12 protein-coding genes are annotated in these 14,383 nt (G+C 46.4%); 10 read left to right on the top strand and 2 right to left on the bottom strand.

Going from position 1 to position 14,383, the window contains the following annotated elements; translation table 11 throughout:
• The 6 genes from hutC to AACT18_RS15250 form a co-directional block, all read left to right on the top strand.
• The coding region (gene hutC, locus AACT18_RS15275) for a histidine utilization repressor (RefSeq protein WP_254920009.1) at positions 1–706 on the top strand (706 nt) is incomplete at its 5' end.
• Between the two features lie 127 nt (positions 707–833).
• Positions 834–2,048, top strand: a complete 1,215-nt coding sequence (hutI, locus tag AACT18_RS15270) for an imidazolonepropionase (RefSeq protein WP_094125740.1) — start codon at positions 834–836, stop codon at positions 2,046–2,048.
• Positions 2,041–3,054, top strand: a complete 1,014-nt coding sequence (hutG, locus tag AACT18_RS15265) for a formimidoylglutamase (RefSeq protein ID WP_094125741.1) — start codon at positions 2,041–2,043, stop codon at positions 3,052–3,054. Before hutI ends, hutG begins: the two co-directional genes overlap by 8 nt.
• Positions 3,055–3,131: 77 nt before the next feature.
• Positions 3,132–4,829, top strand: coding sequence for a urocanate hydratase (gene hutU / locus AACT18_RS15260; protein ID WP_094125742.1), 1,698 nt, complete (start codon positions 3,132–3,134; stop codon positions 4,827–4,829).
• Between the two features lie 12 nt (positions 4,830–4,841).
• Complete coding sequence (gene hutH, locus AACT18_RS15255) at positions 4,842–6,374, top strand: histidine ammonia-lyase (RefSeq protein WP_094125743.1); 1,533 nt, start codon at positions 4,842–4,844, stop codon at positions 6,372–6,374.
• A 109-nt stretch (positions 6,375–6,483) separates the two neighbouring features.
• A complete protein-coding gene (locus AACT18_RS15250; protein ID WP_088733057.1) occupies positions 6,484–7,209 on the top strand; it encodes a DUF3581 domain-containing protein in 726 nt (241 codons plus the stop codon).
• A gap of 122 nt (positions 7,210–7,331) precedes the next feature.
• Here AACT18_RS15250 and AACT18_RS15245 read toward each other — a convergent pair whose 3' ends face one another.
• Together AACT18_RS15245 and ydiJ are read right to left on the bottom strand one after the other, a co-directional pair.
• Positions 7,332–7,823, bottom strand: coding sequence for a methyltransferase family protein (locus AACT18_RS15245; protein WP_094125744.1), 492 nt, complete (start codon positions 7,821–7,823; stop codon positions 7,332–7,334).
• Between the two features lie 50 nt (positions 7,824–7,873).
• Positions 7,874–10,909 (bottom strand): D-2-hydroxyglutarate dehydrogenase YdiJ, encoded by a 3,036-nt coding sequence (gene ydiJ / locus AACT18_RS15240; RefSeq protein WP_161439651.1) that lies wholly within the window; start codon positions 10,907–10,909, stop codon positions 7,874–7,876.
• 275 nt (positions 10,910–11,184) lie between these two features.
• Here ydiJ and AACT18_RS15235 point away from each other — a divergent pair, with 275 nt between their 5' ends.
• From AACT18_RS15235 to AACT18_RS15220, 4 genes are all read left to right on the top strand, one after another.
• The gene (locus AACT18_RS15235; protein WP_026028133.1) at positions 11,185–11,874 is read left to right on the top strand and encodes a DUF3334 family protein; all 690 of its coding nucleotides are present in this window, start codon (positions 11,185–11,187) and stop codon (positions 11,872–11,874) included.
• A gap of 127 nt (positions 11,875–12,001) precedes the next feature.
• The gene (locus tag AACT18_RS15230) at positions 12,002–12,685 is read left to right on the top strand and encodes a DUF2786 domain-containing protein (protein ID WP_017042255.1); all 684 of its coding nucleotides are present in this window, start codon (positions 12,002–12,004) and stop codon (positions 12,683–12,685) included.
• 105 nt (positions 12,686–12,790) lie between these two features.
• A complete protein-coding gene (locus AACT18_RS15225; RefSeq protein WP_094125746.1) occupies positions 12,791–13,768 on the top strand; it encodes a J domain-containing protein in 978 nt (325 codons plus the stop codon).
• A gap of 172 nt (positions 13,769–13,940) precedes the next feature.
• Entirely contained in the window at positions 13,941–14,123 is a 183-nt protein-coding gene (locus AACT18_RS15220; RefSeq protein ID WP_010319035.1) for a hypothetical protein, read from the top strand.
• Positions 14,124–14,383: the final 260 nt, after the last annotated feature.

Genomic DNA, 14,383 nt, shown 5'->3' with positions numbered 1-14,383 from the left:
CTCACCACTTTATAGACAAATAAAACAATTTATTTTAGATAACATTGAATCCGGACACTGGCCTGTCGGCCAACGTATAAGCACCGAGCTAGAACTGACTGAGCAATTTAATGTGAGTCGGATGACGGTGAATAAAGCGATACGGGATCTGGTAGCTGATGGAAAACTGCAACGCCGACCAAGGCTAGGTACTTTTGTTTGCGCTGTAGAAGACAAAGCGGAATCACCGCTACTTGATATTCGTAATATTGCTGACGAGGTCGCTAGCCGAGGGAAGCAATATCGCAGTAAAGTCTTAAAGCAACTTGCGTTAACAGCAGATGAAAGTGTCGCTATCAAACTCGGCGTCATGCTAGGATCTTCTGTTTTTTATAGTGAAATCATTCACTTTGCTAATGATACTCCGATACAACTGGAAGTGCGTTGGGTCAATAGCCACTACGCGCCCCACTATCTTGAACAAAACTTTTCGTTCATGACGCCCAATCAATATCTTTCACAAAACTGCCCATTAAGTGCCATTGAGCACACTGTTGAAGCCATTATTGCCGAGCATCACATCAAACAATTGTTGCAGTTGGCCGTCAATGAACCCTGTTTACTACTTAATCGCCGTACCTGGAGTGGCGATAAGTTAGTCAGCTCTGCACTGCTTTATCACCCGGGCTCGAAATACAAATTAACCTCTAAAGTGATGCTCGACTAACGCTACACATTTCAACATTCGATCACACTTTTACAACATTCATCTTGCACCGCGTGCGCTTTTGCCTTATTTATTTGTATATACATTTAAATCAGCAGCGTACTAAGCGATAACGGTGACAATAAAGATGGATCTAATACTGACCAACGCGCGTATCGTCAGCATGGAACAAGGAGAGCTTGGCTATCAGCCTAGCTCTCCTAAAACTGTGGTGATAAAAGCGGGCAAAATTGACGCCTACCTTGATAGCCACATTCCCATCGCCGCCGCGCCAGAACACAAAGTCATAGATTGCCAAGGCAAGCTTATCACTCCGGGGCTGATAGATTGCCATACTCACCTTATCTATGCCGGTAACCGCGCCAATGAGTTTGAAATGCGCTTGCAAGGCGTCCCCTACCCAGCGATCGCCAAACAAGGCGGCGGTATTTTATCAACCGTCCACGCCACCCGCAGCGCATCCATTGACCAATTGGTTGAGCTAGCACTGCCAAGGTTAGAGGGATTGCTGCGTTCCGGTGTCACATCCGTTGAGATCAAATCGGGCTACGGTTTAACGCTCCATGATGAGATAAAAATGCTCAAAGCGGCTAAGCACCTTGAGGATCATCGCCGCATTAAAGTCGTCACAACACTGCTCGCCGCTCACGCCATTCCACCAGAATATCAACACCGATCAGACGATTATGTTGAGCATATTTGTCAGGAAATCATCCCTCTGGTGGCCGAACAAAAACTCGCTTCGAGCGTCGATGTGTTTTGTGAATCGATTGGTTTTACGCTGGCACAAACAGAAAAAGTGTTCCAAGCCGCAATTGCGCATGGGCTGCAAGTGAAAGGTCATACCGAGCAATTATCAAACCTAGGGGGAAGCGCTTTAACCGCACATTACCAAGGTTTGTCTGCCGATCATATCGAATATTTAGATGAGCAAGGTGTGTTTGCACTCGCCCGTTCCAATACCGTGGCAACCTTGCTGCCCGGTGCTTTTTATTTCTTACGTGAAACCCAACGCCCACCGATTGATTTACTGCGTCAGCATCATATTCCAATGGCCATCGCAAGTGATTTCAACCCCGGTACATCGCCGTTTGCTGACCTCACTCTTATTATGAATATGGCGTGCACACTGTTTGGCTTAACCCCCCAAGAAGCCTTACGAGGTGTGACTCAACATGCTGCGCAAGCGTTAGGTTTTGCTGATTCTCGCGGCAAAATTGCCACTGGCTATGATGCCGACCTCGCCATTTGGAATATTAGCCACCCAGCCGATTTAAGTTATCAAGTAGGCGTACCGCGTTTGCATGCACGCGTAGTTGACGGAGCATTTACCTATGAATAACCCTACCTTTAGCAACACTCAGCACTGCTTCGAGTGGCAAGGCCGTCACGATGCCGAAGATGGCGAGTTAGGTACACGCGTTCACCATCAAACTCAACGTTGCACCGTCAATACGCTACCCATTCAACAAAACCAAGATGAGAAAGCCATTGCCATTATCGGTTTTGAATGCGATGCAGGGGTGGCCCGCAATAAAGGGCGCATTGGCGCAAAACAGGCCCCCGATGCCATTCGCCAAGCGCTGGCCAACATGGCTTGGCATAAGCACTCTCGCTTTTTTGATCTGGGCAATATTCGCTGTATTGATGATGAGCTTGAGCTGGCTCAGCAACAGTGCGCTGATGTGATTGCCCATACGCTTAAACAAACGCCCGTTATCGTACTGGGTGGCGGTCATGAAGTCGCTTGGGCCACGTTTCAAGGCGCAGCGCAATATCTGAGTCAACAAGCCATCAGCCAACCACGGATTGGGATCATCAATTTTGACGCACATTTCGATTTACGTGCTTTTGAGTCAGAGATCGCTTCGGTGCGACCTAGCTCGGGCACTCCCTTTAATCAAATTCATCAATGGTGCGAGCAAAATCAATGGCCATTTCATTACGCTTGCTTAGGTGTGAGCCGAGCAAGTAATACGGCGGCACTGTTTCAACGAGCTGATGAACTGGGCGTTTGGTATATGCAAGATAATCAGTTTTCAGCACTAAGCCCGATTGATCATCTGCGTGAACTGCAACACTTCATTGACCAGTGTGACTATCTCTATTTGACGATTGACTTAGATGTCTTTCCAGCTGCAACGGCGCCGGGAGTCAGCGCCCCAGCGGCACGTGGCGTAAGTTATGAAGCGCTTGCCCCTTATTTTGACAAAATTTTCTACCACAAAAATAAGCTGTTAATTGCCGACATTGCCGAATACAACCCGCAATTTGACCAAGACAATCAAACTGCTCGTCTCGCGGCAAGGCTGTGTTGGGATATCGCCAATGCCATGACCGACGATTAATCGCTACACCTCACTTAACCCGATACTGGCACCATAACAACAATAGCGCCACATTGTGAAACACAAGGAGTCTCAACATGACGCAACCCCATACTCAAGAGCAACGTCTTGATACCACGCGCACCATTCGCGCCCCTCACGGTACAACACTTCGAGCCAAATCGTGGTTAACCGAAGCGCCACTGCGCATGCTCATGAACAACCTTGACCCAGACGTTGCAGAGCACCCACATGCACTTGTGGTGTATGGTGGCATTGGCCGCGCGGCCCGAAATTGGCCGTGCTTTGATAAAATTGTTGAAGTGCTTGAACGCCTTGAAGAGGATCAAACGCTCTTGGTTCAATCAGGCAAACCTGTCGGTGTTTTCCCGACGCACAAAAATGCACCACGTGTGCTCATTGCCAACTCAAACCTTGTACCACATTGGGCCAACTGGGAGCACTTTAATGAGCTCGATAAGCAAGGTTTGATGATGTACGGTCAAATGACGGCTGGCTCATGGATCTACATCGGCTCACAAGGCATTGTACAAGGTACTTACGAAACCTTCGTCGCCATCGCTAAACAGCATTTTGCTGGTAGCGCAAAAGGCCGCTGGGTATTGACTGGCGGCTTAGGTGGCATGGGCGGCGCTCAACCATTAGCGGCAACCATGGCTGGGTTTTCCATGATTGCGGTCGAGTGTGATGAATCGCGCATCGACTACCGCTTACGCACTGGTTATGTCGATAAAAAAGCCACCAGTTTAGATGAAGCCTTGGCGATGATCGATAGCTCGGAGACACCGATTTCTATCGGTTTGTTAGGTAATGCCGCCGATATTTTTCCACAGCTAGTTGAGCGTAATATCACCCCCGATGTGGTGACAGACCAAACCTCGGCCCATGACCCACTCAATGGTTATTTACCCTTAAATTGGAGCATGGAACACGCCGCTCAAATGCGCACTCAAGATGAAAGCCAAGTGGTCAAGGCGGCCAAAGCATCGATGGCCGTCCAAGTTCAAGCGATGTTAACGCTGCAAAAACGCGGCGCTGCCACACTCGACTACGGCAACAATATCCGCCAAATGGCTCTCGAAGAAGGAGTGGCAAACGCTTTTGACTTCCCAGGATTCGTACCAGCCTACATTCGCCCACTGTTTTGTGAGGGGATTGGACCTTTTCGCTGGGTCGCCCTGTCTGGCGATCCCGAAGACATTTATAAAACCGATCAAAAAGTGAAAGAGTTAATCCCTGATAACCCTCATCTACATAACTGGCTAGACATGGCGCGCGAACGCATTCAATTCCAAGGCCTACCAGCTCGCATCTGTTGGGTGGGTTTGAAAGATCGCGAACGTTTAGGCCAAGCATTTAACGCGATGGTGAAAAGTGGCGAGTTAAAAGCGCCAGTCGTGATTGGTCGCGACCATTTAGATTCCGGCTCGGTAGCAAGCCCAAACCGTGAAACTGAAGGTATGCTAGATGGCTCAGACGCTGTTTCCGATTGGCCGCTGCTCAACGCACTGCTCAATACAGCCGGTGGCGCAACTTGGGTGTCACTCCACCACGGCGGTGGCGTAGGTATGGGCTTTTCTCAGCACTCTGGCATGGTGATCTGCTGTGATGGTTCAGATGACGCAGCGCAACGCATTGCGCGTGTTTTACATAACGACCCAGCCACAGGTGTCATGCGCCATGCTGATGCAGGTTATGACATTGCGAAACGCTGTGCTAAAGAACAAAAGCTCGACCTGCCAATGCTCAACCATGAACTCGCGCAACTGAAGTAAGGACAAAAAAACATGTTAAATCTTGTTATTAAACCGGGCCAATTGAGCTTAAAAGCACTGCGTCAAGTAAGCCGAAATCCGGTCACCGTATCACTCGACTCCAGCGCGATAGCGGGTATTGAAGCAAGCACACAAGTCGTTGAGCAAGTGATTGCCGAAAATCGTACTGTTTATGGTATCAACACGGGGTTTGGCCTACTTGCCAATACTAAAATTGCCCCTGAAGATTTAGAAACCTTGCAGCGCAGCATCGTGCTTTCACACGCTGCGGGCATTGGTAAATTCATGGCGGATGAAACCGTTCGCTTGATGATGGTACTCAAAATCAATAGCCTTTCCCGTGGGTATTCTGGTATTCGACTTGAGGTGATCAACGCCTTGATGACGTTAGTTAATCACCAAGTCTACCCCTGTGTTCCACAAAAGGGATCGGTTGGCGCATCGGGTGATTTAGCGCCTTTAGCACACATGAGTACGGTACTGCTCGGCGAAGGGCAAGCTCGCCACAACGGCGAAATTATCTCTGGGCTGGACGCGTTGAAAATCGCAGGGCTAACTCCTATTACTTTAGCGCCAAAAGAGGGGCTCGCGCTGCTCAATGGCACACAAGCTTCTACCGCATTTGCACTAGAGGGGTTATTTGCCGCAGAAGACTTATTTGCCTCCGCCATTGTGTGTGGTTCGATGTCGGTCGAAGCGGCGCTGGGCAGTCGCCGCCCGTTTGATCCGCGCATTCATCGCGTTCGCGGTCATCGCGCGCAAATGGACGCCGCCAGCGCTTATCGCCACGTACTTGACAGCCGCAGCGAGATTGGTGAATCCCACACCGCATGTGAAAAAGTGCAAGATCCGTATTCACTGCGTTGCCAACCACAAGTGATGGGCGCGTGCTTACAGCAAATTCGCAATTCGGCTGAAACGCTAGAAGTGGAAGCCAATGCCGTTTCCGACAACCCTCTGGTGTTTGCAGACGATGGCGACATCATCTCTGGCGGCAATTTCCACGCAGAGCCCGTCGCAATGGCAGCGGATAATTTGGCGCTAGCGATTGCCGAAATAGGTAGTTTGTCAGAACGACGCATGGCGCTCTTGATTGACAGCGCGCTCAGCAAGCTCCCGCCATTTTTAGTGGACAACGGTGGCGTTAACTCTGGCTTTATGATTGCGCAAGTGACGGCGGCAGCGCTAGCCAGTGAAAATAAAACGCTCGCCCATCCGGCTTCTGTTGACAGCTTACCTACTTCGGCCAACCAAGAAGATCACGTGTCGATGGCAACGTTTGCTGGTCGTCGTCTGCGTGATATGAGCGAAAACACGCGTGGTATTTTAGCGGTCGAGTATCTTTCTGCCGCGCAGGGGCTCGATTTCAGAGCGCCCAATAAATCCTCCGCATTGGTCGAACAAGCGAAACAAATCCTGCGTAAAAAAGTTTCGTTTTACGATAAGGATCGCTACTTCTCGCCAGACATTGAACAATCCAATACTTTGCTAGAACTGGCGGTACATAACTCTCTCATGCCGGAAAATCTTCTCCCTAGCTTATAATGTTACGCTATTGAGCCTCGCTCTCTGTGAGGCTCTTTTTACTGATTGGACCATTCATCGAGTAGAGTTGACTTATAATCGCGTCAGTTTTGGCTATACAGCGTACATTATGTCTCTTACATCTTATTTCTCTCATCAAGATCAAAAATTCCAGTTCACTCGCCAACAAGCGAGTCACTTTGCTAAAAAAGTGGCGGGAGATTTCAACCCAATCCACGACGAAGACAGCAAGCGTTTCTGTGTTCCGGGCGATTTGCTCTTTGCAGTATTGCTGCAAAAAGAAGGCATTAGCCAAAAGATGCGTTTTGATTTTTCAGGCATGGTCAGCGATGGTATTGCACTGCACATTGAAAATAAGTGCATGAAAGAGAGCGCTCTTGTCGATACTGCCGGCAAAGAGTATCTACACATGAGCCGTGAAGGCCAAGTAAGCCACAACACCGCATTTATCGAACACGTTGTGACGAGCTATGTGCAGTTTTCTGGTATGAACTTCCCGCACATCATGGTGCCATTGATGGAAGAAGCGCAGATGATGATTAACTGCCAGCGCCCATTAGTCATCTATGAAAGCATGGAAGTGGAATTTGAACGTTTAGACCTCACTTCACCTGAAGTTGAGTTTTCTGGTGCGACGTTTGATGTTGACGGTAAACGTGGCATTGTCACGCTTAACTTTGCCTTTAAAGAAAACGGTCAAATCGTAGGGAAAGGGGTAAAGCGCATGGTAGCCAGTGGCCTGAAACCTTATGACCAAGAAGCAGTCGATGACTTAGTTAATCGCTTCAATGAACGTAAAGAGATGTTTTTAGCTCAATTTTCAAAAGCAGCCTAACCGTATTCTTTTCACTATGACTTGAGCTCTTTTGCTCATTATCTAGAACCATGTTCGTTGTATAGATTGCCGCCCCGCTATTCTTGCGGGGCTTTTGATTTCGGATGCCTTACGACATTCAACTATATCCAGCGCCTGACACGCTGCTTGTAATCGACATACCCTTCGCCAAAACGCGCTTCCAGCACTCGCTCTTCTGGATAAATCTGAAAACGATTCATAAACCACACAAATAAAAATGCGACCACGAGGCTCAACCCATTGTGTTGCCAATAAGCCACGCCAAACAACAGGAAAAAGAGCCCCAGATACATCGGATTACGCGAATAACGGTAGATACCGCTATCCACAATACACGATGTCGTTTCTGGTTTGGTTGGATTGACCGTAGTTTTCTTGCGACGAAATTCGTAAATCCCCATTAAACCAACGATGCCAGATAAAACAAAGCAAATCGCAAAGACTACTCGAGGCAGAGGTAAAGCGAGGCTTGCAAACTCAAAACTGTATGAGATACGATGCATCAACAGTAGCGCCACAATAAATATCGCCACTGGGGGTATTTTCAGTTCAAATTTATCCATGCTGCTCCACCTGACTGTGCTTCGCTCCAAACCAATATCGACAGTATAGTAAAAAGCCCAGCAAGGTCTGGGCTTAGGGTTTACAACAATGCCAGTAAAGCTTGTAACGGATGCTTTGGTTTTACCTGTTCAAATCGTTTCACTTGACTGCGGCAGGAATACCCTGTGATCAAGCAACGCTCTTTGGGCAGTTTTTCTAAACTTGGCTTCCAGCTTAAACCATAAATATCTTTCGACATCTCCAGCTTATCCTGTTCGTGGCCAAAGGTTCCTGCCATGCCACAACAACCAACTGGCACCGTTTTTAACTGGGAACCAAAATGGCTAAATATCGCGCACCACTCTTTTTCTGCATTCGGTAGTTTGGTCTTTTCCGTGCAATGAGCAAACAGATACCAAGGCGCGTCACTGTGGTTTTGGTGATGGTTAAACTCCGACAAACGTGGCAACAGCCACTCATGAACGGTCAGCACATCAAACTCACCGCGCTTATCACCAAGAATTTCGTTGTACTCATCACGGTAGCAAAGCACTAACGCTGGATCGACACCGACCATCGGAATGTTGAGATCCGCTACCTGCGACAAAAACGCAGCGGTGTTTTTCGCAGTGGTTGTGAATTGCTTTAAAAATCCTTTGATATGCTGCGCTTTACCATTGGGTTTGAATGGCAACAGTATCGGATTTTTGCCTAATTTGATCAGCAATTGCACGAAATCTTCAACCACCTCAGCATCGTAATAACTGGTGAATGGGTCTTGAACGATAATCACATGTTCAGCGCGATCTTGCTGTGACAGCCCAGCGAGGCGCTGCATATCGAATTTCACCACTTGGCCTGCGACACGCTTTGCCAACGTCGGTACCGAAAGCAAGGGCGCATCAACGTAACCAACGGTTGAAGCGGTGAAGCTTTGTACCCATTTCTGAGCCAATACCCCGTTCACCACTTGCGGAGCCTTTGCCATGACCGGCAAAAGCGTTTCAATATTCGCGACGAGATAATCCTTAGCCGGACGCTGATAACGTGAGTAGTAGATATTTAAAAAACGAGAGCGAAAACTCGGCACATCCACTTTGATTGGACATTGGCTGGCACACGCTTTACACGCCAAGCAACCGTTCATCGCTTCATACACTTCATGTGAAAAATCGTACTCGCGCGATTTATTGAAAGAGTTACGCACGCGATCAATCATGGTTTTGATGGTTGGGTTTGACTCCAACACTTGCTTCTCTAGGTCGAGAATATCCACACCCTGCTCGGTAAGTTGGCGTAACCATTCACGCACCAAACCGGCACGGCCTTTCGGTGAGTGACGACGATCCGCCGTGACTTTCATCGACGGGCACATCGGCGAACTGGTGTCATAGTTAAAGCATAAACCGTTACCATTACACTCCATCGCCTGTTTGAAACTGTCACGGACCTTCACATCGATTTGACGATCAAAATAGCCGCGTTTGGTGTCCGTGACTTTGACCAATTCAAAATTGGTCTCAAGTGGCGTACATATTTTGCCGGGGTTCATTTTATTGTGCGGGTCAAAGGCAGCTTTAACTCGTCGTAATTCAGTAAATAGCTCCTCACCAAAAAACGCGGGGCCATATTCGGAGCGATAACCTTTGCCATGTTCGCCCCACATTAAACCGCCATATTTTGCCACCAGCTTGACTACCTCATCAGACACTTCATGCATCAGAAGCTCTTGCTGTGGGTCACACAAATCCAAAGCAGGACGCACATGCAACACGCCCGCATCCACGTGACCAAACATGCCATAACTGAGATTTTTACTATCCAACAAGGTACGGAATTCGCTAATAAAATCAGCCAAGTGTTGAGGAGGAACACAAGTATCTTCAGCAAAAGCAACGGGTTTAGCCTTGCCTTTGGCCGCCCCTAATAACCCCACCGCTTTTTTGCGCATGTTGTAAATCAGGTTAATGCTCGCCAAATCACTGCACACTTGATAGCCAATGATGCCCGCTTGTTCTTGCTCAAGCATCTGATCAAGACGCTGCGTCAATGAAGCGACCTGCGCGGCGACCTCTTGCTCGCTTTGGCCTGCGTATTCGACCATGTTGATGCCTTGCATCTCTTTGCCCGGAACATCCGCTAATAACTCGCTGACGCTATGCCAAACAATATCTTGCTTAGCTAAATTTAATACTTTGGAATCGACGGTTTCAACCGATAACGCATTGGCCGCTACCATTAAAGGAGCATTACGCAATGCCGAATCAAAGCTGTTGTACTTCACATTGACTAAGGTGCGAGCTTGGGGGATAGGCGTCAGATTCAAGGTTGCTTCTGTGATGAAGACCAAAGAGCCTTCTGCGCCACAAAGTACCCGAGTGAGATTAAAGTGATCACCTTCTTCATCAAGCGCATTTTTAAGATCGTAACCCGTCAGAAAGCGGTTAAGAGGTGGAAATTTCGCCACAATTTGTTCGCGCTTTTCACGGCATACCGCTTCGGTCACTTGCAAAGCATTCGCAGCAAAAGTACCACTTTCAGGCAAGCCTAATGAGAGATCCGATTCAAGTACCGAGCCATCGGCAAAAACGGCTTGTAGAGACAAGACATGATCCGACGTTTTGCCATATTTTAAAGAGCCCTGCCCTGACGCATCGGTATTGATCATGCCACCAAGTGTAGCTCGGTTACTGGTCGAAAGATCCGGTGAGAAAAAATAACCTAATGGTCTGACCGCATCATTTAATTGGTCTTTCACCACGCCAGCTTGTACTCTTACCCAACCTTCATCAGCATTAATTTCAAGCACTTGGTTCATGTGACGAGATAAATCAACCACAATACCTTTGGTTAACGACTGGCCATTGGTACCAGTGCCACCACCGCGCGGTGAAAAAGTGACTCTCTCAAACTCTGGTTTTGAGCTAATCTTACCAATAAGTGCTACGTCATGAGTTGATTTGGGATGTACAACGGCTTGAGGCAATTGCTGATAGACACTGTTGTCAGTCGCAACAGCAAGTCGGCTAGAGTATTGTGATTCGATATCGCCGCTAAACCCCTCGTTTTCGAGTTGTTGTAAAAAGCTCAAAACGACGGGATCGACGTCCGTTTGGTGATGAAGTCTTGGTAACATTTGCTTCCTGCCCCTACTGCGCTGATCCAATCAGCTGTGGGTTAATGGTTATTTTGATATTAATCTTTGAATTTCGTCACTTTACAACATTTAAAAAGGTGATCAAATCAGAATCTCAATGCAAGAATGAATCTCTCTAAAAAGTCATCAGTACGACATTTTTCCTGTACACAACATTTTAGCTATATATAGTTAATTAACGCTTTATGCTTTATATATTGATATAGAGAGTTAAATACCGCTTTTAAACTGCAATGCACATTACGGATATCAGAATGAAAAAAAACAAGATTGTTACCACTGAAGATATTTTGCTTAAGCTTTGTCAATCAGTGTCAGGAGTGCTCAGTTCTGCAACGGCGACCAACATTGCTTACTCAGCGATGGTACAAAAAATCAACAAAACGTCACTAAAGCCAGATTTCGGCTGTTTCGTTTTGTTTGATGGTGGCTTCTCTGGGCTCGTTGTTATCAACTTTACGGCCAAGGCTGCGCTGGAAATTTACACCAGTTATATGCGCAACATGGGAATGCCAGAAGAAGAGCTGGCCGTACTGCACACTTCTGACGAGGTGGGCGATGTACTGGGCGAATTGATGAATCAACTCGTAGGCGACTTCACAAATAAAATCCGCAAAGAACTGCAAACCAACATTACCCAAAACCAACCGAAGATGCTGTCACTCAACAAACAGGTAATTTTGTCGGTGGATACTAATTTAGATCGTCCACAAGCACGCCGAGTTACCTTCTCGACAGAAAGTAATAATATTTTCTATCTTGAACTGGCAATGGATAAAACCGAATTCATCCAACTTGAAGAGTTTGAAGTTCAAGAAGATGAAAGCCCTGATTCAATTTTAGAAGCGACTCAACAAAAACTGTCTGCCAAAGCAAAAAATGACAAGCAAAACAACAGTGATGATGATTTGACAACAGATCTATTGGATGAACTTGGTATTTAAACCACCAACCTCCTCTCGACTCGCTGCCTGATTTTGGGCAGCGATTCTCCACTTCGCTTTCACTTCCAGCATAAAACCGCTAAAATGTCGGACTTTTCTGAAGTTGTAGAATTGTATTTGCGAATTAATGGATAAACAGAAAGCTCTAAAGAAGATCGCTAAATGTCTTGAACTTGGTAATTCCGCGAATGTGAATGAAGCGGCCAATGCCATCAAGATGGCGCATAGCCTGATGCTGAAGTATGGGCTTGATAAAGATGACATCGAATTTATCAAGATGGGCAAAACCCAATCAACCCATTTACTACCCGCATCGATCACCTCATCACTACTGCGAGTGATCCGCGGTATCAATACTAAGTTTGGTGTAGAAGCGGTGCTACTCAATCATAAAGGACTCAAACGTGTTGAGTTTATTGGTGAGGCCGATCGCGCTATTTTTGCCGCATTCGCTTTTGATATCATTTACCGAGAAATGAACGAGCACACAGGCCAATTTCGAAATAGTTTCGCGGGCAGTGGCACTTCCAGCATGGAAGTCACACGGCGCGTCAATTCATTCGTTTCGGGTTGGATTGAAGGGGCATTAGAAAAGCTTCCAGTGATCACCGCCGATGATGAATCCAATAACAAAATCAATAATTACATTGATAAAGAGTTTCAAAATATTGACCGTGAAACCTTCAAGCAGCAGCTGCGTGATGCTATGAAAAATATTACCGCGGATTACGAAACTGGGTTAAAAAAAGGCCGTAAAGTATCTGTAAACCGACCGATTGATGGCGCACCTGCTCCAAAACGTCTTAGATAACCATTAATGCGCTATTCTGCTCTGTGCATTCGATAGAAATGCGCTACTATTTGAACAGAAATTAGCCCCACAAAACATGGTGAAAATTTGAGAGTTGTCCTTAGTTTGTGCCTGTTTTTCTCCTCATTAGTACTGGCTTCTCCTGTTGCTGAGCTAACTGCCCAAGCTCAGCAACAAAACTCAAATGCGCAATATCAATTGGCGCTGGCTTATCAGCAAGGGGACAAAGTTGCTGTTAACCTAAACAATGCGTTTTATTGGTTTCAGCAAGCGGCGCAGAATGGACACCCCTTAGCCAAATCTAGGCTAGCCAACCTCTATTTAAAGGGACAAGGAACCCCAAAAGACATCCCTCAAGCTCTATTTTGGCTGACAGACTTAGCCACTAGCGGCGATGTGAATGCTCAATTACAACTCGCTAGAACATACGAAACACTCCCTTCGCCACCCTCAGCGTTAGAATTGTCAGAAATGTGGTATCGCATTGCGGCAAGTAAGAGTAGCCAAGCCGAAGAGGGTTATGCCCGTGTATTGCAAGAAAAATTCAATCAACAACGTGCAAAACAAGTCTCCTCCATCAGCCAATTAGACAGCGCTTTTGACAGCAGCGATGAAGCTGACATGGTGGTCAGCACTGCACCCGTTGATCGCAACTCGACAAGCTCTATCATGACGGATTACTTATCTCTGTTGTTGCTGATGGTACTCCTTTTGATGCTTATCTATCTTTTCCGCTTCTGGAGCCGAAAACGTAAGACCCAGCAACACGATAAAAATAGTCAACACCAGCAAGAAATCGAATCGCAGGCTTTTATGATCAAACAGCAAAAAAGGCAGCTTGAAAGCTTATTCAAAGAGATCAAAAGGCTACAAAACAATCATGTTGCTCAATCTCAGGATCAAAAATTACTATTAGCCTGTGCATTATTTGGCTTTAAACCCAGTGAACTTCCCGATGAAAAAAGCATCAAGCTTCGCTACAAGCAACTGTGCAAAATATACCACCCAGATCTTCAAGGCTCACAAGAAGAAATGAAACGACTCAATGGTGCGTTAAAAATCATCCTGCCTCACGTTAAGTAAATGTTATTTTTAATGCGAAATATTACCGCTCGCGATTAAAACACTCGCTAGAGATAGACAACGCAATCGATCTCCATCTCACTTAAAGTAACAAATAGTTAACTTAATTCTCTTTTATATGGGATAATGCGCCGCGAAAATTGCACCTAAATCTTCTAGGTGGGGAGAAAACATGTTTACGATTGAAGGTATTTGCGATTGGTGTAAACAACCAAAGCTATTAATAAAACACGAATATATTGATGGGAAATCGCATCACTCATGTGAAAGTTGCAATGAGTTTGCGCGCATGGATGTCAGGCAGTTTAATATTGCAGAGCAAGCATTTCGAGATCGACAGTCACTGTCACATTAGGCATCAATAGCTATACATGAAAAAGCGCCAACACGGCGCTTTTTTACTGCCTTTTTTTAAAGCACACCCATTTCAGCGACTATGATAACTTATCTAATTAGTGACGAGACACTGTTACTAGGATACTTACATTGATCACAAAACAGACAACGGCGCTTTATCTTTGAACAATTTGATTTTTTGATAAAAATATTTATTAATCAATAAATTAAAACAAAATCTAACGAATTCAAGCTTGGTTATGCTGATAAATTCAGCAA

The organism is Vibrio sp. V04_P4A5T148, assembly GCF_963875605.1.
Taxonomy (GTDB): Bacteria; Pseudomonadota; Gammaproteobacteria; order Enterobacterales; family Vibrionaceae; genus Vibrio; species Vibrio anguillarum.
The sequence above is the reverse complement of the archived record's forward strand: the minus strand, read 5'-3'. Positions and strand labels throughout refer to the sequence as shown.

What these genes read in the sequence shown, in the direction of transcription:
- hutI (WP_094125740.1), top strand. Translation starts at nt 834, where the DNA reads ATGGATCTAATACTGACCAACGCGCGTATCGTCAGCATGGAACAAGGA.
- hutG (WP_094125741.1), top strand. Translation starts at nt 2,041, where the DNA reads ATGAATAACCCTACCTTTAGCAACACTCAGCACTGCTTCGAGTGGCAA.
- hutU (WP_094125742.1), top strand. Translation starts at nt 3,132, where the DNA reads ATGACGCAACCCCATACTCAAGAGCAACGTCTTGATACCACGCGCACC.
- hutH (WP_094125743.1), top strand. Translation starts at nt 4,842, where the DNA reads ATGTTAAATCTTGTTATTAAACCGGGCCAATTGAGCTTAAAAGCACTG.
- AACT18_RS15250 (WP_088733057.1), top strand. Translation starts at nt 6,484, where the DNA reads ATGTCTCTTACATCTTATTTCTCTCATCAAGATCAAAAATTCCAGTTC.
- ydiJ (WP_161439651.1), bottom strand. Translation starts at nt 10,909, where the DNA reads ATGTTACCAAGACTTCATCACCAAACGGACGTCGATCCCGTCGTTTTG.
- AACT18_RS15235 (WP_026028133.1), top strand. Translation starts at nt 11,185, where the DNA reads ATGAAAAAAAACAAGATTGTTACCACTGAAGATATTTTGCTTAAGCTT.
- AACT18_RS15230 (WP_017042255.1), top strand. Translation starts at nt 12,002, where the DNA reads ATGGATAAACAGAAAGCTCTAAAGAAGATCGCTAAATGTCTTGAACTT.
- AACT18_RS15220 (WP_010319035.1), top strand. Translation starts at nt 13,941, where the DNA reads ATGTTTACGATTGAAGGTATTTGCGATTGGTGTAAACAACCAAAGCTA.